Source organism: Oceanobacillus bengalensis, assembly GCF_003628445.1.
Classification (GTDB): Bacteria; Bacillota; Bacilli; order Bacillales; family Amphibacillaceae; genus Oceanobacillus; species Oceanobacillus bengalensis.
Genome location: NZ_RBZO01000004.1, coordinates 1 through 23,961, shown reverse-complemented (window position 1 = coordinate 23,961; position 23,961 = coordinate 1). Strand labels below are relative to the sequence as shown.

Sequence of the window (23,961 nt, the reverse complement as noted above, 5' to 3'; positions counted from 1 at the left end):
GAGAGGGAAGTCTCCTTAGTCGTTGGGCGCTTGAGCTGGACGTGGACTTTCTTCAAAAGGAAATGAAGCAGGATGACTTTCTATACATTCTTATTATAAATATATCAAAAAAGGAGAATAGAAGAATGATTGTAAAATCACTAGATGAAATTATTGGAACAGAGGATGAAACAAAGGGAGAAACTTGGGAAAGCCGCAGATTTATTTTACAGAAAGACGGAGTTGGCTTTAGTTTAAATGATACAATTATCAAAGCAGGTACAGAAAGTTATTTCTGGTATAAAAACCATATCGAGGCTGTTTATTGCATTGAGGGTGAAGGAGAAATTGAAAAAGTAGAAACGGGAGAGGTGTGGCAACTTAAAGCTGGTTCAATGTATCTACTGAATGATCATGATAAACATAAGTTACGTGCTAGAACTGAAATGCGCATGGTGTGTGTATTTAACCCACCACTTGTAGGAACAGAAACACATAATGAAGAAGGGTATTATCCTTTACTAACAGAATAGTAGGAAACCAGGGACACGGATTGTGTTCCTGGTTTTTTTGGGGGTTGGCAGACCCTTTTATATAAGTTCCTCTTCTACGGCTGCTTTGATTTTATTGATGCATTCCTCTATGGTTTTTCCATAAATCCGTTTTCCATTAACCATCGCATATGGTCGCATGGCACACATCCCGCAATAGTTCATACATTCATAACTCATCACAGCAACTTCAGGCCGATTGAATACCTCTTCAAGTTCTTCTGAAGAGAGGATATTATAATCACATACTTCAATTATTACAATTCCCATTATAAACCCCGTCTTTCTATTAAAGGTCATAGTATAGCTTAAATGATTATAATGGTTAACACAAATAGTTGAACTTATTTATATTTTGAAAGTTATTTTTCCGTAGTTGATATAAACTTCGGACTAATTTAATTCAGAATAATTTTGCTCTCGCTCACACTTATTAATGTGATGTGCTTACTCCGCTCCAGCAGAATACTTCGCTTTCCACGGGCACGGCCTCAGCCTCCTCGGAAGAAAAGCCCTTCCTGCGGGGTCTTCGGACACGTGCTGTTCCCGTAGGAGTCTACGTATTCTGCCTACGCTGGTAAAGATTTTTTTGGTTAATGTATAGTTGTAGCCCATAGAAATACGTTTTATAAAATTGCTCTCATCTAAAAAAGATAATAAAGCTCTCTGCTTCAACAGAAATCATGGTAGGATTTAACAGCAAATTTCCAGGTTGTACTTCAGTAGTGAACAATCCTAGTGGAGGAAACACACGGAGACTCCTGTGGGAGGATAGGCCTAGGTGAGACTACGTAGTGCGTTAGCACGAAGGGGGCTCACCAGCCGCCCACGGAAAGCGAAGTGTGTTTCCGGAACGACGTGTTTCGCACTATACTGAATTAAAGAGATCCGAAGTCTATATATTTTGTGACAAATTCAACGGAAGTTATACAAGCAGCCTTTTCTAATATAATGGAAGCATTTAGTTATTCGGATACATTTCCTGTAAGAAGGATACGGATTGATTAATTAATTTCTTGAGTACGTCCACATTAATATCTGCAATTTTGTTGATGTATACACACGCTTTACCTGTCTTATGCTTTCCAAAATCTTTTAGCAATTCTGCTCGTTTATCATCACCTGTAGCGAAGTATAAACTGAAATTTGCTTTTCGAGGTGAGAAACCTACAAGTGGGGCATCTCCTTCATGGCCAGATTCGTACTTATAATGATAGGTTCCAAATCCAATGATACTTGTCCCCCACATTTTTGCACTATATCCTGTTGTTTCTGAGAAAATATCTAATAATCTATATGCATCTTCACGTTTTTTTGGTTTTTCTATCTTTTCAATAAAATCTATTATACTTTGATCATTTTCTTTTGTTTTTAATTCATACATTTATCTGATCACTCCTTCCAATATACCTTCATTCTAACAGATGGAAGTTAAAATAAAAAATCAGCATTAGGGGAAACCTAATCCTGATTGAAGGTTATTTCGATTGTAATTTCTTATAAAGCAGGGCGATTTCTTTATCATTTACTGGTCTACTAAAGTAATAGCCTTGGCCTTCATGGCACTCTTGTTTTTTTAGGTAGTTTAATTGCTGGGGCGTTTCGATTCCCTCTGCAATTACTCGAAAACGTAAATTCTTCCCCATGCTGATGATTGTATTTACAATGATTTCTCCGTCCATATCTAAGTCATCGATAAACGATTTATCAATTTTCAAGGTATCGATTGGTAACTGTTTCAAGTAACTTAAGGATGAGTATCCTGTCCCAAAATCATCAATAGAAACTTTTACACCTAATTCTTGGAGGTCATGTAACGTTTGTGACACATTTTCTATTTCTAAAATGGTCCCTTCCGTTATTTCTAGTTCTATGTAAGATGCATCGAGTTCTGTTTCATTTATAATTTGCTTTAAGTCTTGTACAAATTTCTTATCTTTAAATTGAATTGGTGAGACGTTCACAGATATTCTTTCAAGATACGTTCCATTTTCCTGCCACATCTTCATTTGATTACATACGGACCATAAAATCCATTTGCCAACTTGAATAATTTGACCCGTCTTCTCAAGAATCGGAATAAACTCGATAGGGGAAACAGAGCCAAGTTCTTTGTTTTTCCATCGTAATAAAGCCTCAACGCCAACAATTTGATTGTTTTTTAAATTAATGAGAGGTTGATAGACAATTTTAAATTCGTCACTTGCCAATGCGTTCTTTAGTTCTAGTTCCATTTGGAATTTTCGGTCCATTTCCATATTTTGGTCAGGTGTACTAAAGCAAAAATTATTCCCGCCATTCTTTTTCGCGTGGTACATAGCAGTGTCTGCTTTTTTTATAGATGTTTCTATAAACTCTTGGCAATTTTCAGGAATTTTATTTAGTGTTTCGTTATTGATACCGATACTTACTGTGGTCGACATTTCTTTATCATTTATGTAAATTGGAAGGCTAATCGTATCTAATATCTTTCTAGCAATACACATTGCAGTATCTTTGTCTGTATTGTTTTCTAGAATAACAATAAATTCATCTCCACCTTGCCTAGAGACAAAATCTGATTCGCGAAGGCATGCTCTTAAACGTCCTGAAACCTCTTCTAATACCTTATCTCCAATTCCGTGACCAAAATTATCATTAATAATCTTAAAATTATCTAAATCGAGAAAGAAAACAGTATACGTTTCATCTGTTTTTCTTGGATGTTCATCAACCCATTTATATAACTGATTACGGTTTGGTAAATGCGTAAGTGCATCATAATATGCCATTTCTTCTATGTATTCTTCGTAGGCTTTACGAGTTGTAATATCATATCGAATGGAGGTATATTGATATGGCTTTCCCTGATCGTTCAAAAAAGGAACAATGGTTGTGTCAACCCAATAGTATGTTCCGTCCTTTGCACGGTTTTTGATTTCTCCATGCCAAACATTCCCTGCTCCAATCGTTGTCCATAACTCTTTAAAAAAAGAATTAGAATGATAACCTGAATTAACGATATTTTGATTACTTCCAATTAATTCTTGTTGTCTATACTTCGATATATGACAAAATTTATCATTGGCAAATTGAATAATTCCTTTGCTATCCGTAATTGCTACGATTGCTGACTCATTTAATGCAAACTCTAAATCTCTAAGTTTTTTTTGCGTTTCGTCAAGCTGTGTTTCGTAAGTCAAATGAATCACCTCTCTTCCCAATCGTTCCAGTATATATCGTATACTAAGATAATTATACAATTTTTGGTGAATTTCGTAAACATCATATTTCGGCAAATTTCGAGTTAGGAGAGAGGGGTTAGTGATATGGTTATTTCCTGAATTGCTTACGCATAATGACCGCCAATTTTTTTACTACGATCGATTGTAACGCCTGCATCGGTATAACTGGAGGCACGGAGAATAGCAGTTGACCCATATTTATCACGAATGGCATCCATGACATAACCAATATCTGTTTTTTTCGGACGATCTTCAAACAGGTCTAATTGTGTTTCTCCTTTATCAAATAAGTGATCTAAGGTTACAGAGACATGCCTGATATTGCTTTTTCCATCGTAAAATTCGTGAAATAGCTGCATACAGATATGGTATATATCCATTGTTACATTTGTTGGAAGTGTAATTGACCTAGAACGTGAGAAACCACCACCGGTTTCTTTTGAGTAAGCTATTCCTAAGTGGATGGTTTTTCCCGCTTTGTCTCTTGCACGGGCTCTACGACATACTTCCTCGCAAAGGTCGAGAATGCAGACGGCGACTTCATCTTTCGTGTAGTCACGAAGAAGGGCGATTCCATGCCCAAATCCTTTGTGCTCAGTCTTAGTGAAGCTGCCATAAACTGGACTTAAATCAATTCCCCAAGCATGCCAATATAGTTGTTCACCCATAATACCGAAGCGCTTTTTTAAGTGATTTAGATCATAATTAGCAAGCTGACCGAGGGTAACAATTCCCATTCGGTTGAGATTGCGTTTCATTCTAGTGCCAATCCCCCAAATATCCTGAACTGGGAATGGCCAGAGTTTTTCTTCTACATCTTCATATCTACACTCTGCGATTCCAGCCTTTTTTCCATGCAAATCCATGACAACTTTTGCTAAAAATTTATTATCACCAATTCCAATAGAAGAGGTAATTCCAAAATTACGGAGAATATCTTGTTGGATTTTTCTTGCTATTTCCCAGCAGTTTCCGAAAAGCTTTTCTAATCCGTTTATCGTTACCCAAATTTCATCTACTGAGTATGGATGGATTGCCTCTTTCGGTGCATATTGATTAATGAGCTTTGTAATTTCTACGGAAACATGAAGATAGTCAGCCATATGGGCTGGGACGATATAGACGTCAGGGTCATCTGGTAGTTCAAAGAAACGACTTACATTACTAATACCGTATTTTTTCTTTAGGGCAGGGGATGCAGCTAGTACGATACTTCCGGACCTGCTTGGGTCACCAACAACAGCGAGCATTGTTTTCATTGGATCGAGTCCTAGTTTAACGGCCTCTACACTTGCATAGAAGGAACGCATGTCGATACATAGCACATCATTACGAGGATAGGATGAATAATCCAAATTAATTCACCACCTAATTGTTAGAACGTTTGTTCTTAATTATATGTAGTTAAGCAAAAAAAATCAATGGTAAATTATTCTGTAAAAGTATAACTTCCATATTTTAAACCACCCTATAACAGAAAAACATAAAAGGAGGTTATTGCATGTCACAAAATTTGCGAGACATTATGACTGGACAGGTAATGACAGTAAATGAAACACAGTCGGTGCAAGAGGCAGCTGCAGTGATGAGTACGTATAATATTGGAGCACTTCCTGTTGTAAATAGTAGTGGACAGATGGTTGGGATTGTTACTGACCGTGATATTACGCTAAGAACAACAGCACAGGGAGAATCAGCTCAGACTCCTATTTCTCAGGTGATGACTGCACAACAAGTTGTACAGGGAACACCTGATATGGACGTACATCAAGCTGCGCAGTTAATGGCCCAGCAACAAATTCGTCGCTTACCAGTGGTTGAGAACGAACAGATTGTAGGTATGGTAGCACTGGGTGATTTAGCTGTCCAGCAGCAATATGCAAATGAGGCAGAACAAGCGCTATCAAGTATATCTACACCATCCGCTCCTCAAAGCTAGAAAAAACAGCCTTAAAAGTTGCTTACTTTTAAGGCTGTTTGCTAAAAAATTATGCAGTAAATGTAATTTATGTGCCTTCTTTTACAGGAAGTGGTGAGATGAATGAGGATCAACAGCAGCCCATGAAAAGCGAAGTTCTTTCCGGAACGGTGTGATTTAGTAAATTCCCTTAAGTTACCTCACAGTTTTATATCAATGAGAAAAGTAACAAAAACTTACGAAAAAGTCTTTATCAAAGAGGATTATATTAGCGGTTTCTAGAATGAATAGACAGAAGCGAATAATATAGAGGGGGAGTTTGATGAAGGACAAAATAATGGAATACATAACAACAGATGTTAAGTTACAAGGTGGATTGATTGGAGTAAGTATTCGCTCGAAGTCGACAGGGAAAGTACTATTTGAACATCAGGATGACATTCGCATGCATCCAGCTTCTAATATGAAACTATTAACTAGTGCTGCTGCGTTAAGTGTTCTGGGCGAAAACTATACATTTCAAACAGACATAAGAACGGCTGGAAACATAGATGACAATACACTTCATGGTGATCTTTATATTATTGGAAAGGGAGACCCAACACTGCTTCCAGAAGTTTTCGACACATTAGCACAAGCGTTAAGAAAACGAGGGTTAACAAAAATAGAAGGTAATGTGGTTGGTGATGATTCGTGGTATGATGATACCCGTCTCTCTCCAGATTTGGTATGGACAGATGAACAATACTACTATGGTGCACAAGTCTCTGCATTAACTGCTTCACCAAATGAAGATTATGATACAGGGAGTATCATCATTGAAGCGTCTGCGAGTCGTCCTTTAGAGAAACCAACTATAGCCTTATTTCCGTCTACGGACTATATTACAATTCTAAATAATGCGATAACAGTAACGGAAAAGATAGAAGATGAATTAATTATCGAACGTAAACATGCAAGTAATGTAATTGAAATTAAAGGCAAGATTTCAATAGATTCAGAGAAAATAAAAGAATTTATGGCGGTATGGGAACCGACTACATATGCGCTTCACTTGTTTGCAGCCTCATTAGAAAGAGAAGGAATAACATGGAATGGAAAAGTGAAAGTCGGTAAGGCAAAAGAAAATAGTCAGTTACTTCTTTCCCGCAAATCAATCCCACTATCAGAGCTTCTCGTTCCTTTTATGAAATTTAGTAATAATGGACATGCAGAAATATTAGTAAAAGAAATGGGGAAAGTCGTTTATGGAGAAGGTAGTTGGGAAAAGGGATTAGAAGTAATGAAAGGGGAACTTGCGAACTTAGGAATGAACATGGATACGATTGTGATGAAAGATGGATCAGGTATTTCTCATTCCAATGCTATACCAGCTAATGAAATTACAAAATTATTACATGATGTACAGAGTAAATCATGGTTTCATAGTTATTTAAAGGCACTACCAGTTGCTGGAGAAGAGGAAAGAATAATGGGAGGAACGTTACAAGACAGAATGAAAGGTATAAAAGTAAGTGCAAAAACAGGTACAATTGAAGGTGTTAGTACACTGTCAGGTTACATGGAAACTAAAAAAGGAAGCGAATTTATATTCTCAATTATGCTAAACCATTTACTGGATGAGGAGGAAGGGAAAACGATAGAAAATGAACTGGTAGAGATTATAGCAAACGAGGGCTAAGAGTTTATAGTAAAAGAAGATTCAGAGATATGTATCACTGAATCTTCTTTTTTATACTAAGCTTTCTAATGCTTGGTCTAAATCTTTCTTTAAATCTTCCACTTGCTCGATACCGACTGAGAATCGTAATAGTCTATCACTTACGCCACGTCTCTCTCTTTCTTCTTTCGGTATTTCTGCATGTGTCTGTGTTGCTGGATAGGTAATAAAACTCTCCACACCACCAAGACTTTCAGCAAAAACGATTAATTGAAGGTTTGATAAAAACGGATCAATCCATCTGCTTTCAGTCAAACAGAATGATATCATTCCACCTTGACCTGCATAAAGTACTTCTGTTACTTTTCGGTGTTCATGTAAAAATTGAACGATTGATTTTGCGTTTTCTTGATGTTTTTCCATACGCAGTGCAAGTGTCTTTAGCCCTCTAATTAAGAGCCAACAATCAAAGGGAGAAAGAATCGCGCCAGAAGCGTTATGTAAGTTACTTAATTTCCCACAAAGCTCATTGCCCTTTGCTACCACTAAACCTGCCAAGACATCATTGTGTCCACCAACGTATTTTGTTGCGCTATGGATTACAATATCAGCTCCGAGTGCGAGTGGTTGCTGAAGGTATGGCGTTAAGAAGGTGTTATCCACGATTAATAGTAAGTTATGTTTTTTTGCTAACGTTGCATAGTCTGCGATGTTAACTTCAAGCATTAATGGGTTGGTGGGCGTTTCAATAAATAAGGCCTTTGTTTTGGATGTAATGGATTGCTCTGTTTCTAGAATATCTGTAAAAGTTGAATAAGTAGTTTGTATATCGTAGTTTTTAGCATATTGTTCAAGTAAGCGGTACGTACCACCATAAATATCCTCTATAGCAATGAGGTGGTCACCTGATTTAAATAGTGAAAAGACCAGCTGGATTGCAGCCATTCCTGAGCTGCATGCGTAACCCGCGTCACCCTTTTCTAATGTTGCAATGCCTTCTTCTAGAATGCTACGAGTGGGATTTTTGGTACGCGTGTAATCATAGCCTGTAGATTTTCCTAACCCTTGATGCTGATAAGCGGTTGATAAATAAATGGGAGGATTTACTGCACCCGTACTCGGATCCGTTTTATTCCCTAATTGTACTAATTCTGTTTCGATTGCTTTATCTGACATTGCTACATTCCTCCAAAATTTAAAGTACAAAGGCTGTTTTCATGTTGATTGTTGCGATTGTTACTATTGATATAATATGCGACGTAAGTGCTTTGTTGATTTCCGCTCCGGCAGCCAGTACGTGCACCTTAGGGCACGGCCTCAGCCTCGAGAGAAGCAAAGAGCGCTTCTTCTGGAGTCTTCGGACATGTGTTTTTCCTGCAGGACAAGTAATACATCGTCAGCGTTACATCTTCGTTAGAAAATTGCCCTTTATTTTCGAGGAGTCGACTGGCTGCCCTCCGCTCCAATCAACCAAATACGACTAATAATATTATTTGTAAGTTGAATAGCACAAAAAGTGTCTTAACAAGTACTCTCTAGATCAAAACGGAGCTCTAGGGCTTCGAAAGTAACTTGATAAAGCCTCTCTAGATCAAAACGGAGCTCTAGGGCTTCGAAAGTAACTTGAAAAAGCTTCTCTAGATCAAAACGGAGCTCTCGTGCAAGCGAAAGTAACTTGATAAAGCCTCTCTAGATCAAAACGGGGCTCTCGGGCTTCGAAAGTAACTTGAAAGAGCTTCTCTAGATCAAAACGGAGCTCTAGGCGTTCGAAAGTAACTTGATAAAGCCGCTCTAGATCAAAACGGAGCTCTCGTGCGTTCGAAAGTAACTTGAAAAAGCTTCTCTAGATCAAAACGGAGCTCTCGTGCAAGCGAAAGTAACTTGAAAGAGCTTCTCTAGATTAAAACGGAGCTCTTGGCAAGCGAAAACAACTTGATTAGCGTCGAAGCAAATTATTTCAGAATATTTTCAGTTAGTTTCCAAAGGTTAATCTTACGTCGCAGTTTATATCTTTTACGTCACTACTTATATTTAAGAAAAAGCAACAATCCTTTAGAAAACAGCAAATACAAAAGACCCTCTGCATAGAAGAAGAGGGTCTTTTCACATATACGCTCTTCTCATCTTTCGGGTGCAATACCCGTTGGATTTAGCACCACTACCAATGACAAATTGGTCGGTTGCTGAGACATCTTCGGGCCAGTCCCTCCGTCTCTCTTGATAAGAATTTGTTTATTTAATTTATATTTATAATAAACTACTTTACAATAAATATTTGAAAATTGCAATATGTGGGTGTCTTTTGGCATATTGTGAAATTATGTTCTGTTCCAAAAACGTTGCTTAGCAATTGCAGCAACAAAATCCTCTCCAAAGTCTGGATTATTTGTAGCAAAAACGACACCGGCTAGATTGTTTTTGTCTGAAGTATGAATGTAGGACTGTCCAGTTGTTGCAATACCAATTGGTTTATAGTGTTGATATGCTTCATTGATGAAATTCATAATATCAGAGTTGAACTTTGCTTGATTTTTAGCAGCTCCACCAACAACATAGAGAGAATCATATAGGACAGGGTACTTTGTTTTAAAAGTCTCGTTTGGTTCAATTTTTGTGCCATCAGCTCCTGTAACAGGGCTAAGATTTTCACTGATAATATCCATAAATACTCCATTTGTCTGAAGAGTGTTAAGTACATTTTTTACCTCGTCATCGTTAAACCCATTGCCAATTAATACACCAACTTTTTGTGTATAGGCATAATGTGGTGTATTTAATTGGCTAATAGCAGGGGAACTTTTTGTTACAGGAACATTTCCTTTAGTAGGTGGATTTACTCCGATACTTTCCGCAATGATTGTTGCCATTTCCTTATCAACGTTAGCCCACATTTCAACGTTTTGCTGTCTAACTGATTTACTTTTTACATATCCGAGATGATAATTAAATGTTTCTACGAGGTCTTGTTTTTCTACAGGTGATAAGCTGTTCCAGAAAAGTCTTGCCTGTGAGAAGTAATCATAGAAAGACTCACTTGGACGTTCTCTCGTAACGTGACCATCTACTTGCCCAGGATAATGTACATATCCACCTTCTTCAGCGGAAGCTTCTGCAGGCGTATTTCCAGCCAATGAATTATTATGATAGTTTACGTAATCAACATCTATCCGATGCCTTTGGTAGCTATCCCTAAGGTTATAGTTCTTTTCTACAATCGGTTTGTTAACAGGGATGTCCTCAATATTTGCAGAATTTTGTCGATATAATTCAGTATCTCTATAAGCAATTGCTCTACCTTGTAAGACAGGATCGTTCGTAAATTCGATTCCTGGAACAACATTGGCAGGATCAAATACGGACTGTTCTTCTTCTGCAAAGAAATTATCTACAAGCCGATTCAATGTCAACTTACCTACAATTTCAACTGGTACTACTTCTTCTGGCCATAGTTTTGTATCATCTAAAATATCGAAGTCATATTTAAATTCATCTTCTTCAGCAATTAATTGCACACCTAATTCATATTCGGGATATGCGCCTTTTTCTACTGCTTCTACGATATCACGGCGATGGAAGTCTGGGTCTACACCTCCGATAATATTTGCTTCATCTAGTAACAAGGAATGAACACCGAGTTTAGGCACCCATTTATACCTGACAAAAGTAGATTTTCCCTGTTCATTAACAAATCTGAACGTATTAATTGGCCACCCTGCCATCATGCGCCAGCTTCTTGGACGGCCCCGCATGGACATGAGCCACATCACCATATGTGCTGATTCCTCATTATTAGCGACATAGTCCCAAAAACCATCTTGTGCGACAGTAGCTTGCGGTATATCTGTAATTGGATTAGGCTTGGCTGCATGTGTTACATCCATAAATTTCATGGCATCCGCAAGAATAAATACTGGAAATTGGAGTGACAACATATCATAATTTCCTTCTTGCGTATAAAATTTGACCGCAAATCCACGTATATCCACTGCGGTGTCCTTCGATCCCTTACTACCGATAAAATTAGAGAATCTGACAAATACAGGTGTTTTACATCCGGGGTCTTGCAGGAAGTGAGCTCTTGTGAGGTGTTTCATTGATTTATATAACTCAAAGTCTCCATACAAACCGAACCCCCGGGCATGAACAACTTTTTCTGGTATTCGTTCCCGGTTAAAATGTGTCTGTTTCTTATAAAAATGAAAGTCTTGTAATAAATGTGGACCACGCTTTCCTGCCCTTAGGCTCCAGCGGTCATTTGAAACATTTACACCGTTCTCATCTGTCATCTTTTTTCCGGGACCAGTATTTTTCTTACGATATTGTTCGAGTTGATCATCTTTCGGATTCCCGTCAAATGGTGTCTGATTTCTCTCGTTATCTTTTTCCTTATCCACTAAAGTCACCATCCCTTAATAAGATAATTAGCTCCAATTATATACATATGGTTCTATCAAGGATTCAGAACGAATTCATAACAAGTTAAGCGGCGATCCGAAGATTATCTAAGGAAAATCAATAATAAAAGTAATCCTTCATGCATATCGGCAAATCTTGTAATATAATAGAATTACTACATTTATACAAACCTCTAATATTACCTTTCTATAAAAATCCCAATTATTCAAAAGAATAGGAGCTATTTATTTATGAAATTAGTACTTGCAGAAAAGCCGTCAGTCGCGAAGAATATTGCGGACGCACTAAATATAAAGGTGAAAAAAGATGGCTATTTTGAAGGGAATGATTACATCGTTACATGGGCCTTTGGACATTTAGTAGAATTATATGACGCCAAAGACTATGACAGTAAAATGTCCAGTTGGAAGATGGATAATTTTCCATTTATACCGCAGGAGTTTAAATATAAGGTTAAGAGCAATCCAAGAAATCGAAAACAAACAGATGGTGGGGCACGTAAGCAATTGAACACCATTCAATCCTTAATAAAACGGAATGATGTTCAAATGATTATTTCGGCCTGTGATTATGATAGAGAGGGACAATTGATTGGAGACAGTATTATTTATCGTGGTGGAAAACAAGCAAAACCCGTGTACAGGCTATTGTTAAATGAATGGACACCAGCTGAGGTGAATCAGGGCCTTGCGAATATAAAATCAAACCAAGAGATGCGATTTCTACGCGATGCTGGAATTAGTAGACAATGGACGGATTGGGTAATCGGAATCAATCTGACTTCCGTTGCAACGTTAAAATATCAAAAGGGAAAAGGAAAGGCACTTAATATTGGTCGAGTACTTTTACCAACGCTTAAAATCATTTATGATCGTGATAAAGAAATCGAAAATTTTGTACCCGAAGATTATTTTAAATTGCAGGCGACTTTCCAAACTGCAGAAGGGAAAGAATATATAGGAACATATATGGAGGAAAATGAGGAGAAATTCAAGAAAAAAGCAGACCTAGAGCATTTACATGAAAGGATCCAGGGAAACAAAGGAATGATAACAGACAAGCAAGTGAAGAAGAAGAAGGAATTTCCTCCATTTCTATTTAATTTATCGAACTTACAAGGTTACATTACGAATAAATTTAAAGGATGGACGTCTGATAAAGTATTGAAAGTTGCCCAATCCCTGTACGAGAAAAAGTTTATTACTTATCCAAGAACATCAAGTACTGCATTAGAGGAAAGTCTAGTCGGGAAAGCGGCGAAAGTATTACAGATCCATTCGGAAGATCATCCATATAAGGATGAAATTACATTTATGAGAACGAAACGCCTATTTAACAATGCAAAGGTTGAAAGTCATAGTGCGATTATTCCTACTTATTTAAAACCGAAGCGATTGACTAGTGATGAAAATATTATCTATACCGCCATTAAAAATAGATTCATCATGCAGTTTATGCCAATTGCTGAATATGAGGAAACAAAGCTAACAACATCAATGATTGGAGTGCAATTAAAAGGAGCATTTCATTCCAAGGGGAAAGTACAACTCATAGAGGGATGGAAGAAGATAGAAAATATCCAGTCAAAGGACACAATCCTACCTTATGTTGCGTTGCATGAGAATGTAGACTTAATAGCGTCCGAGGTGACAACACATGTAACGAAAGCACCTAAGCCCCATACAGAAAAAACATTACTACGTGTAATGGAAACTTGTGGGAAAAGCTACAAAGAAGCCGAAAACGAAGACACGCTAGGGAGAATTCTAACGGGTTTTAGTATAGGTACACCTGCAACAAGGGCGGAAACAATTAAGAAATTAAAAGATGTTGGATATATTATGGCAGAAGGAAAGAATTTAACGTGCACCATACTTGGCTCGAAACTTGTTGAAACCTTTCCAGTAAAAGAGTTGTTTGATTTAGAGTTTACTGGAAAGCTAGAAAAGGCACTATCAGATATTCAAAAAGGTGAGGCTAGAAAGCAAGATTTCCTTCAAACAATTTTCAGATTTACAACTGCATCAGTGGAAACCTTAAAAAAGGCAGAAGATAAAATTATTAAAGAAGTTTCCACAACAAGAAAATCTACCGAAGTGCTAGGGATATGTCCAAAATGTGGTGGTAAAATAATGGAGGGAACAAAAGGATTTGGGTGTAGCAACTGGAAGCAAGGTTGCAAATTTGTGATATGGAAAAACGACAAATATTTAAAGACCATGAAAAAGAAGCCAACAAAGACGATGGTAAAACAATTATTAAAAGAAAATCAGGCATATGTTAAAGGACTAACTAGTAAAAATGGAAAGAAGTTCAATGCCTATTTAAGCTATGAGAAAAATACCAATAACGACTATTATAGTTGGAAAATGCAGTTTGAGAAGTGAATTTCTATATAAGAGAATATACCTATGTTTGCATCATCTTTAGGAGTTTTGTAATATTGACGAGTGAGTTAATTATATTCAATCTTATAAGAAGGGTGATTGGAGGGTAAAAATGCTTAAAAAAGGAATATATGGAGTAGCAATAATTTTGATATTATTCATATTCGTAGGTTGTACAGAAAAAGAAAATGTAGCAGAACCAGAAGAGCCACAAGGGACTGAGAATAAAGAGATTACTAATGATGAAGTTCAAGAAAATAAAGAAACAGGAAACAATAAGGATATCCTTGATGGGAAATTAGAAACCATTTCTTTTATTGATTCAATAGAAGGAATGAAAGCAAGACAAGGTGGTACTTTAGTGGAAGGGATTTCCATCGATGAAGAAGCAGAAGACGATTATCAGGTGGAAGATGAGGTATTTGTACAAGAGTTAAGGGAGATTTCCAATGAGACACAGGAAGCTGTTTTCTTATATAAGGGACTTGTACATTTATTAGGTTCCCCTCATTACAAGTCATTAATTGAAAAGGCAGAGAGCTTTGTTCCGAACTTTGAAGATCCTTATTTGCCAGCACCTCAAGTAGAAAATGAGCGTGCCTGGGATGTAGAGAAGAATGGTAAAGCATTTATTCTTCTTGATGCAAGCTCAAGTATGCAACTGACAGTTGATGGTCAAGTTAAAATGGACATTGCAAGAAGGGCTGCTGAACAATTTGCTGAGGTGATTGGTCATAATAATGAGCTTTCACTCATCGTCTATGGTCACAAGGGTTCTGAATCTGAAGATGATAAAGAATTATCTTGTAATGGCATTGAAGAAGTTTACCCAATGGGGGTATACGATGAAGAGGCGTTTGAACAGACATTAAAGTCCTTTGAGAGTAATGGATATACACCATTAGCTGGAGCAATCAAGAAAGTGAATACATTAAGCAGTGGGTTTATGGAAGCTGTCACAGTATATATTATTAGTGATGGTGTTGAGACATGTGATGGAGATCCAGCTTTAGAAGCGGAATCATTTGTTTCAAACGATGAAAATCGAGTAGTTAATATTATCGGCTTTGATGTTGATGAAGTTACAGAAGGTCAGTTGAGACAAGTATCTGAAGCTGGAAATGGGGAGTATTTTTCAGCAAATAATGCCAACGAGCTAAAAACAACGATTGAAAAAAAATGGCTGCCATCGACCATTGATTTGGCATGGGCCCATACGATGGCTCCAGATCCATGGGAAATTCTTAATGAATATGACCGTTTTGATATTGACCTTAATATAATTCGAACGGTTATTCAGACAGAGAAGGATAGATTCGATTTAGCCTTAAGAAAATTAAGAGAAGAAGATTTAATTACAAGCGAAACCGCGAGTGAAATTTCGGATTTAATTACAGATGAATATCGAGTGAAATTAGATTTAATAAGAGATTTACGTTCCACGAAGTTAGATGAAATTGACCGTGAAGCTGAAGAGATACGGGAAGAAATAGATGAGTGGGTCGAAGAAATGAGAGGAAGAAAACAAAAGTAAGCAGCAATATCTATTAAGATAGAAAGTTGACATGAAATAGAACAGCATCTTTCATGTCAACTTTCTACTTTTTTAGAGAAATGAGAAGGAATATTAGCCTATTCAAAAAAAATTTGTTATTATATTGTTATGTTATTAACATATTTTATAAAATAGTACAGGTTTGTGAAATGATTATTATATGGAAGCGCTTGTACATTTTAAAATGAATGAATACATAAGATATAAGAAAGGTGGAGGTTTCATGAGTAAACCGAAAATAGTCGTACTTGGAGCAGGGTACGCTGGATTAGTAACAACAAGACATTTAACTAAAAAATTATCAGCAGAAGAAGCAGAAATTGTGCTTATTAATAAACACAATTATCATTATGAGAGTACATGGTTGCATGAAGTAGCAGCTGGAACAATTACACCAAATCAAGCGCGTTTTATGATTAGTGACGTTGTTAATCCGAATCGTGTACGTTTAATCTATGATACTGTGCAAGAAATTAATAAAGAGGAGCAGCGTATCGTACTAGAAAACAGTGAAGTTACTTATGATTATCTAGTGGTAGCACTAGGTTTTGTAACAAACACATTTGGTATTAAAGGAATGGAAGAAAATGCTTTCTTCATTCAAGATATTGACTCTGCTCGTTTAATTGCTGAACATATCGAATACCAATTTGCAAAATACAGTTCAGGTGAAGATACGAATGAAGATAACTTGAACATTGTTGTTGGTGGCGGTGGTTTCACAGGAATTGAATTTGTTGGTGAATTATCTGAAATTGTTCCTAAGCTTTGCAAGAAATACGATATTCCACGAAATAAGGTACGAATTATCAATGTTGAAGCGGCACCATCTGTATTGCCAATGTTTGACAAGGATTTAGTTTCGTACGCACTTCAATCTCTTGAAGCACGTGGTGTTGAGTTCAGAATGGGAGCAGCAATTTCTGAGTGTACAGAAGAAGGGTTTATTGTTGGAGAAGACAAGGAACTTATTAAAGGCGGAACGGTTGTATGGACAGGCGGTGTAACAGGTAACCCAGTTCTAGGAAAATCTGGCTTTGAATTATTTAGAGGTAAAGTTAATGTTGATGCTGATCTTCGTGTCCCTGGAGAAGAAAATATCTTTATTCTTGGAGACTGTTCATGGTTAATGAATAAAGAAACAGGCAGACCTTACGCACCAACTGGACAATTAGCAACACAAGAAGGTGTATATGCTGCAGATAATATTAAAGCGTTAATTCATGGCGAACCATTAAAAGACTTCGTTTATAGTGATAAAGGTACTGTTGCATCATTAGGTATAACAGATGGTATTGGTAATATCTTCTCTGGAACGAAGATAAAAGGTAAATCAGCAGCAGCCATGAAGAAAGTTGTTGACGATCGTACGTTATTCTTAATAGGTGGAGCTAAACTTGTACTTAAAAAAGGTAAATTCCGTCCATTCTAATATATTAATGAACCACGTTTATATAAGCTACAAATTGAGGAGGTAATTTTAGATGAAAAATTTCTTATACGGTTTGTTACTTGTATTAGCAGCGCTCATAGGATATAGGGTTGCTAGTGATTACCTAGAAGATACAAGAGATTTCCATTAAAATGAAAAGAAACTCCATTTAGCATTTGACGCTAGGTGGGTTTTTTTTTTTTTTGAGGTTGGCTGTTTTCTAAAGGATTGTTGTTTTTTAGGTATAAGTTGGTGACCTCCTTCGTTCAGAGGTGCCTGCATGTCCTAGTAATGCTTCAAAGCAAGGTTCATCAGTGTAAGGTAACGAAGAAGTTTCTCAAAGTAGACGACTCCTTGAAAAGGAAAGGCACTTTTTCTCACGAAGGTGTAATGCGGAAGTGTGGATTACAAAAAAAGAAAGAATATATCCCTATTGTGCACCAATACATGATTTACTTCATTTACCTCATACTAAGTGAGGGGGTGAACTTGTAATGCTATTATTCATGCTTTCTATGCTATTTTCCAATTTTCCAGTAGCAACTGAAATGATTAATCCTGAAGAGGAAAATAGTATCGCATTAGACCGAATTGAAATTAATCAATACGCATTATTTCACTTTGATTCCCTATACATTGATCAAAACAAACTAGATTTTTTCATGGATGATTTAGAAAAGAAAATGTATAGTGCTCCTATAAACGCAAAGATAGCAGATAATGGTGAGATTATTAGCGAGAAGTTGGGTGAAACGATGGACCGTAGCCTATTTGAAATTCAATTTCGAACTTTGTTTTACAATAATAAGGATGGAAAATTACGGATTCCCACTCTACTCGTTTACCCAAAAGTTGATAGGGGATTATTAGAAGAGATAAGTCAGCGAGAACTTGGTAGTTATGCAACATTTTTTCGGCAAAGTAATAAGGAACGTTCTTATAATATAGAACTGGCAGCTGAGGCGATTAACAATACGGTTGTGTTTCCTGGTGAGACATTTTCCTTTAATAAAATTGTTGGAGAACGAACAACTGATAAAGGTTATAAACGTGCCCCAGTTATTGTAAAGGGCGAACTAGCAGAGGATATTGGTGGTGGAATTTGTCAAGTATCATCAACCTTATTCAATGCAGTTGATTTACATGGCATTCAAATCGTCGAACGTTATGCACATAGTCGCAGCGTACCGTATGTTCCACCTGGACGCGATGCTACGGTTAGTTGGTGGGGACCAGATTTTGTTTTTAAAAATTTATATAATGAAGCCATTCTAATTCGTGCTAGAGCGGTTAATGGTAAGATGATTGTGGCAATTTATTCTTCTGATACAGCCGAATATTTCAAAGGGGAATAATACTATAATATAGAAAAAGCGCGGATTTCCGCGCTTTTTCTATGTTTATTAATCTTGCTTATGCAATTCTAATTCAAAATGAATTTTTACTTCTTCTGCAACTAGTACACCGCCAGTTTCTACTGCCGCATTCCAGACAAGTCCGAAATCTGTACGATTAATTTTTGTCTCTCCACTGAAACCAGCTACTGTGTTACCACTCATCGGATCTTTACTTACACCTTCAAATGTAACGTCAATTGTAACAGGCTTTGTATTTCCGCGAATCGTTAAATCACCTGTAACATCATAATTTGAGCTAGAAGTTTTTTTAATGTCTGTTGCAATAAATGTCATGTTTGGATGATTTTCTGCATCAAAGAAGTCAGCAGAGCGTAAATGTTGGTCACGACCATCATTACGAGTGTTTACACTTGCAACATCAACCGTTACCTCAATTTTAGAATCAGCTAAATTTTCTACATCTGCTTCAACTACAGTATCAAATTTATCAAAAGTTCCTTTCGCCTTCGAAATCATCATGTGTTTTACTGTAAAACCAACTTCGCTATGTGCTGTATCAACAGTCCAAGTATTCTTTGCCATCATAAATCCCTCCAAAATAGTTTTATAATACGTTAGTTACTTTATATTACTTAGTATAAATTCATAAATAACGAAAGTCAAGTGTATTTAATTAAATAATAATTAATTAAAACAAAGGGTGCTTGTCGCAATTTACATCGACTATAGGACATTCGAATACGCCGTTCCAAATGAAGAGAGAAATGAAAATAATATAGTAACCGAATCGTTTGGAGGTGTAAAAAAAGTGGACAAAGGTACAATTATTCGAACGGCTGCCCTTTTACTTGCATTAACCAATCAATTTCTCGTTTTATTTGGGAAGTCACCACTACCAATTGATAGTGAATTAGTGGAGCAAATCATTTCCTCAATCATTACGCTCGTAACAGCAATCAATGTCTGGTTTAGAAATAACTATGTGACAAAAACAGGGAAAAAGCAACGTCAGGTACTAGAACGAAATGGGCTGACAAAGAAAAAGAAGGAAAAGAAGCAGTAATCATATGATCAAAAATCTTCCCTTTAGCCAAAAACTGGGAAGGTTTTTGGTGAATGTTGTCTAATAATTCGTTATAATTAAAATCATGGTAAAAACTACTTTAGAGGAGAGATTAGATGAAGGAAACATATAGTCCAACATGGGATTTAGATGTAATATTTCCGGGTGGAAGTGATTCTGAGCAATTTCAAACATATGTCACTACAATAAAAAGAGAGATGCGTAAATTAGAAGAACAGATTAAAAGCTACGATCCTAATGTTAAAGACGATCATGCATTATTCATTGATATAATAACTGGATTAGAGCATACGATGAAGAAGTTACGTGAGGTAGGTGCTTATATTAGTTGTTTAAGCGCACAGGATGTAAAAGATGAAAAGGCAAATATTTTAGTAGGACAGCGTAGCTTGCTGTCAGCTGAAATGAGTGGAATTCAAACAAAATTTGATCAAAAACTAATTGGAATTAATGAAAATGAGTGGAATGCGTTATTATCGAGTCAAGAGTTACAGGAGCTTTCTTTTGTCTTAAATGAACGCAGAAATCAAGCGAAGGAATTATTAGATGTTGATCAGGAAATGTTAATTAATGATTTAGCAGTTGATGGGTATCATGCATGGAATCAAATGTATGGAGCAATTGTAGGTAATATGAGTGTAGAAATAGAAGAGGATGGTGAGGTAAGCTCCTATTCTGTTGGACAAGCATTAAATAAATTACATTCTCCTAACCGTGAAGTTCGTAAACACGTTTTTGATCAGTTAGGGAAAGCATGGAGCTCCGAAAGTAATCTATTTGGACAAACATTAAATCATTTAGCGGGTTTTCGCCTACAAACGTACAAGCATCGAAAGTGGGAGGATGTTTTAAAAGAGCCACTTGCTATAAATAGGATGAGTAAAGAAACATTGGACGCAATGTGGGGTGCGATTACGAGGAATAAGCAACATTTTGTTACGTTTTTAAATAAAAAAGCAAGCTTATTAGGGTTAGAGAAATTAAGTATGTATGATATCGGTGCACCGCTAACAGATTCTGTGAAAACATATAGCTATACAGAAGGCGCAAATTTTATCGTTGAACAATTTCGTAATTTCAGCCCAAAGATGGCAGACTTCGCAAAACAGGCATTCGAGAAGCGTTGGATTGAAGCGGAAGATCGTCCAGGGAAGAGGCCAGGAGGATTTTGTACAAGTTTTCCAGACAGTGAACAGACACGAATATTTATGACATACTCTGGTACTTCATCAAATATTTCAACTTTAGCGCATGAGTTAGGTCATGCATATCATCAACATGTGATGAATAATGTAAATGGTTTGAATCAGAGGTATGCCATGAATGTAGCAGAAACAGCTTCAACTTTTGCCGAGATGATTGTCGCAGATGCATCTGTCGGGAATGCTGAATCGAAAGAAGAAAAACTTTCCTTATTAGAGGATAAGATTGGGAGAAGTGTTGCTTTCTTTATGAATATTCATGCACGTTTTCTCTTTGAGCGGAACTTCTATGAGGAAAGAAAGGAAGGAATGGTGGCTGTAGATCGACTAAATGAGTTAATGATTGAGGCGCAGAAGGAGGCATATTGCGGGGTGCTTGACGAGTATGATCCAAATTTTTGGGCTTCAAAACTACACTTCCATATCACCGGTACACCATTTTATAATTTCCCTTATACATTTGGATATTTATTTAGTTTAGGCATCTATGCTCGTGCGAAGGAAAAAGGTGGAAACTTTGAGGATGATTATGTCGCATTACTACGTGACACAGGCAGAATGACAGTAGAAGATTTAGCCATGAATCATCTAAATGTTGATTTAACAAAAGCTGATTTCTGGGAGCATGCCATTTCTCTTTGTGTAAAAGATGTTGAAGCGTTTATCGAATTATCTTAGTATAAAAGGCAACTCAGTCCTTAATAGGCAGGAGTTGCTTTTTTCTATAATGCTATCGCTTGTTCAAGATACAAGTTGTGACGTAAAAGATATAAAATACGACGTAAATTTAAAGAGATTTGCTTAATCACGCCGTTCCGGAAACACACTTCGCATTTCCGCGGGCGGCTGGTGAGCCTCCTCCGTGCTAAGGCACTCCGTAGTCTCACCTAGGCCTATCCTCCCGCAGGAGTCTGCGTGTGTTTCCTCCACTACTAATTGCTCTTTACTCATATAAATCATGGTTTAGCACTATTATTATTGTTGATTGGAGCGGAGGGCAGCCAGTCGACTCCTGCGGGAAAAGCACGTGTCTGAAGACTCCAGAAGAAGCGCTCTTTGCTTCTTTGGAGGCTGAGGCCGTGCCCGCGGAAAGCGTACTGGCTGCCCGGAGCGGAAGTCAACAAAGCACTTACTGCGCATTTTCTATCAATAGTGACAAGCAATCGAAACAAGCCTTTTATAAAAATCAATATAAATCTAAATGAATTAGTATAGAAATTATTATTAATGCTTTTGAATAAGATATAACATACACTTCTCGTATGGGAGGGAGAATATTGAGAGAATTAGTTGGTACATGTGACCGTTGTGATAAACCAATTTATTGTGAAAATGGATTTTTCAATGGTGTACATGAGGATGGTAAAATATATTGTAACCAATGTGCAGACGGATAATGAAGAAATGTAAGAAATATAATATTGTGTCGTTTCCCTCAGGACGTGCATAGGCTATAGCACATTCGAATGAAAGTAGGGAAATAAATGGATTTAACAATTTCTCATATGCTATATGGTTTATTTACGATAATTATAATTGTTACAATGATATTTCGTAAAGGTGTTGTTTTACCAACTATCTTGGGTACATTTGTAATCGCGTGGGTTTATACAGGGAATATAATTGATGGTTTTACAGCCATTTTTAATGCCAATCTCGTAGCAGCACAAGAACTCTTCAGTATATTTCTAATCATTATGTTCATGTTGGCATTATTAAACTCTTTGCGTGATTTAGGCGCAGATAAGCGTATGATACAACCAATTCAGAAAATGATGATTAATGGTCATGTTTCCTTTTTTGTCTTAATTGCAGTGACTTATGTTATTTCATTGTTTTTCTGGCCGACTCCTGCTGTACCACTAATTTGTGCATTACTAGTGCCAGCAGCAGTACGTGCGGGACTACCAGCGATGACCGCTGCGATGGCTATCGCAATTGCTGGTCAAGGTATGGCACTTTCTTCAGATTACATTGTGCAGGTTGCTCCTAGTTTATCAGCGGCATCTGCAGGAATTGATGCATCACTCATTGCTGATAAAGCACTTGTATTGTCACTGATTGCTGGTGCCGTAGCCATTTCATTGGTGTATATATTTTACAGGAAGACGATCCGTCCAAAAGATGACCCATTGAATGAAAAGGAAATGGATACACTACAACAAGCTGAAAGGTCAACGAATAAGCCACAGACTGAAAATTTAACAAAATGGAGTAAAATATTTTCTATCGTTGTCCCACTTTCCCTACTCGCTGTCGTTATTGTGATGATGTATGGTAAATTGTTCTCTGGAGATAGTGGTTTAGTTGGTGGAGATGGTGCTGCTTTTGTTGGTGGTGTTGCAGCGATCCTATTACTACTTTCAACGCTTGCCTTCGGAAAAACACAAGCTTTAAATTATATTAGTAATCACATCACGGATGGATTTGTTTTTGCATTTAAAGCAATGGGACCTGTTATTCCAATTGCAGGTTTTTTCTTTCTAGGGAGTCCTGATTTCTCAAGTTCGATATTAGGAGTGGAAGAAGGGCCTTCATTATTATTTGGTCTTGTTGAATCTATACAAGGATTTTTACCTGAAAGTGCGGTATTAGCAGCATTGAGTATATTGGTAATAGGGATAATAACAGGATTAGATGGGTCTGGTTTTTCTGGATTACCATTAACTGGGGCACTGGCAGCTTCTTTAGAGACAGCTTCTATTGACACAGCAACACTAGCTGCTATCGGGCAACTTGGAGCAATATGGACTGGTGGTGGAACAATCGTTGCATGGTCATCACTCATTGCGATTGCTGGTTTTTGTGGAGTTTCGGTGATGGATTTAGTTCGTAAAAACTTTGTACCTGTTATCCTTGGATTAATAGTAGCGACACTTTTGGCTGTAATTATTATGTAGTATGTTGAGTTTTTGTAAATAGATAAGGAGAGGATGGGACAAAAGAAATTTAGTAAAGAAAAATCCGAACTATAAGTTTAAGTCCTCCATTAAATTCAAATTAATGGAGGACTTTGTATAAAGTGTTGATCTCTTTAATTCAGAGTTTTCCTAAATACACCGTTCCGGAAAGACACTTCGCTTTTGACCTGACCCCCATAAGTTAGAGTGAAAATAATTTATGGGGGTTAGGTTTATGGCAAAGTACAGTGAAGCGTTTAAGCTAAAGGTCGCAGAAGAATATCTTGATGGGAAA

Annotated in this window: 17 protein-coding genes and 1 riboswitch; of the genes, 10 read left to right on the top strand and 7 right to left on the bottom strand. The window is 37.0% G+C overall.

All coding sequences use genetic code 11. The annotated features are described in order from the left end of the window. The first annotated feature begins 125 nt into the window (after window positions 1-125). Window positions 126-512, top strand: coding sequence for an ectoine synthase (locus tag D8M05_RS03730; protein ID WP_121128791.1), 387 nt, complete (start codon window positions 126-128; stop codon window positions 510-512). A 57-nt stretch (window positions 513-569) separates the two neighbouring features. Here the strand turns inward: D8M05_RS03730 and D8M05_RS03725 are convergent, their stop codons facing one another. The 4 genes from D8M05_RS03725 to D8M05_RS03710 all read right to left on the bottom strand — a co-directional run bounded on the left by D8M05_RS03725 (window position 570) and on the right by D8M05_RS03710 (window position 5,109). After that, the gene (locus D8M05_RS03725) at window positions 570-800 is read right to left on the bottom strand and encodes a YuzB family protein (RefSeq protein WP_121128789.1); all 231 of its coding nucleotides are present in this window, start codon (window positions 798-800) and stop codon (window positions 570-572) included. A 691-nt stretch (window positions 801-1,491) separates the two neighbouring features. After that, on the bottom strand, window positions 1,492-1,914 hold the full coding sequence (locus tag D8M05_RS03720; protein ID WP_121128787.1) for a DUF1801 domain-containing protein: 423 nt from the start codon (window positions 1,912-1,914) through the stop codon (window positions 1,492-1,494). A gap of 94 nt (window positions 1,915-2,008) precedes the next feature. After that, window positions 2,009-3,712, bottom strand: coding sequence for a sensor domain-containing protein (locus D8M05_RS03715; RefSeq protein ID WP_245985177.1), 1,704 nt, complete (start codon window positions 3,710-3,712; stop codon window positions 2,009-2,011). Between the two features lie 146 nt (window positions 3,713-3,858). Continuing rightward, window positions 3,859-5,109 (bottom strand): DNA polymerase IV, encoded by a 1,251-nt coding sequence (locus tag D8M05_RS03710; RefSeq protein ID WP_121128783.1) that lies wholly within the window; start codon window positions 5,107-5,109, stop codon window positions 3,859-3,861. Between the two features lie 146 nt (window positions 5,110-5,255). On the opposite strand from D8M05_RS03710, the gene D8M05_RS03705 reads away from it, so the two are divergent. Together D8M05_RS03705 and dacB are read left to right on the top strand one after the other, a co-directional pair. Continuing rightward, a complete protein-coding gene (locus D8M05_RS03705) occupies window positions 5,256-5,693 on the top strand; it encodes a CBS domain-containing protein (protein WP_121128780.1) in 438 nt (145 codons plus the stop codon). 301 nt (window positions 5,694-5,994) lie between these two features. Beyond that, complete coding sequence (gene dacB, locus D8M05_RS03700) at window positions 5,995-7,353, top strand: D-alanyl-D-alanine carboxypeptidase/D-alanyl-D-alanine endopeptidase (RefSeq protein WP_183072693.1); 1,359 nt, start codon at window positions 5,995-5,997, stop codon at window positions 7,351-7,353. A gap of 51 nt (window positions 7,354-7,404) precedes the next feature. Here dacB and D8M05_RS03695 read toward each other — a convergent pair whose 3' ends face one another. Continuing rightward, on the bottom strand, window positions 7,405-8,508 hold the full coding sequence (locus D8M05_RS03695) for a methionine biosynthesis PLP-dependent protein (protein WP_121128776.1): 1,104 nt from the start codon (window positions 8,506-8,508) through the stop codon (window positions 7,405-7,407). A 941-nt stretch (window positions 8,509-9,449) separates the two neighbouring features. Further along, window positions 9,450-9,559, bottom strand: a riboswitch (SAM riboswitch). A gap of 91 nt (window positions 9,560-9,650) precedes the next feature. Continuing rightward, window positions 9,651-11,738: a catalase gene (locus D8M05_RS03690; RefSeq protein WP_121128774.1), complete on the bottom strand. Its 2,088-nt coding sequence runs from the start codon at window positions 11,736-11,738 to the stop codon at window positions 9,651-9,653. A gap of 240 nt (window positions 11,739-11,978) precedes the next feature. On the opposite strand from D8M05_RS03690, the gene D8M05_RS03685 reads away from it, so the two are divergent. The 4 genes from D8M05_RS03685 (at window position 11,979) to D8M05_RS03665 (ending at window position 18,477) form a co-directional block, all read left to right on the top strand. Continuing rightward, entirely contained in the window at window positions 11,979-14,135 is a 2,157-nt protein-coding gene (locus D8M05_RS03685; RefSeq protein ID WP_121128772.1) for a type IA DNA topoisomerase, read from the top strand. A 112-nt stretch (window positions 14,136-14,247) separates the two neighbouring features. Next, window positions 14,248-15,669 carry a vWA domain-containing protein gene (locus D8M05_RS03680; RefSeq protein ID WP_121128770.1) on the top strand — a complete coding sequence of 474 codons (1,422 nt, stop codon included), beginning with the start codon at window positions 14,248-14,250 and terminating at the stop codon, window positions 15,667-15,669. Window positions 15,670-15,913: 244 nt separating this feature from the next. Next, entirely contained in the window at window positions 15,914-17,122 is a 1,209-nt protein-coding gene (locus D8M05_RS03675) for an NAD(P)/FAD-dependent oxidoreductase (RefSeq protein ID WP_121128768.1), read from the top strand. Window positions 17,123-17,616: 494 nt separating this feature from the next. Next, window positions 17,617-18,477 (top strand): VanW family protein, encoded by an 861-nt coding sequence (locus D8M05_RS03665; RefSeq protein WP_121128764.1) that lies wholly within the window; start codon window positions 17,617-17,619, stop codon window positions 18,475-18,477. A gap of 48 nt (window positions 18,478-18,525) precedes the next feature. Here D8M05_RS03665 and D8M05_RS03660 read toward each other — a convergent pair whose 3' ends face one another. Further along, window positions 18,526-19,062 (bottom strand): YceI family protein, encoded by a 537-nt coding sequence (locus D8M05_RS03660; protein WP_121128762.1) that lies wholly within the window; start codon window positions 19,060-19,062, stop codon window positions 18,526-18,528. Window positions 19,063-19,288: 226 nt separating this feature from the next. Here D8M05_RS03660 and D8M05_RS03655 point away from each other — a divergent pair, with 226 nt between their 5' ends. The 3 genes from D8M05_RS03655 to D8M05_RS03645 all read left to right on the top strand — a co-directional run bounded on the left by D8M05_RS03655 (window position 19,289) and on the right by D8M05_RS03645 (window position 23,666). Then, window positions 19,289-19,543, top strand: coding sequence for a phage holin (locus D8M05_RS03655; RefSeq protein ID WP_121128760.1), 255 nt, complete (start codon window positions 19,289-19,291; stop codon window positions 19,541-19,543). A 116-nt stretch (window positions 19,544-19,659) separates the two neighbouring features. Next, complete coding sequence (locus D8M05_RS03650; RefSeq protein WP_121128758.1) at window positions 19,660-21,444, top strand: M3 family oligoendopeptidase; 1,785 nt, start codon at window positions 19,660-19,662, stop codon at window positions 21,442-21,444. An 806-nt stretch (window positions 21,445-22,250) separates the two neighbouring features. Next, a complete protein-coding gene (locus tag D8M05_RS03645) occupies window positions 22,251-23,666 on the top strand; it encodes a hypothetical protein (RefSeq protein ID WP_121128756.1) in 1,416 nt (471 codons plus the stop codon). Window positions 23,667-23,961 lie beyond the last annotated feature (295 nt).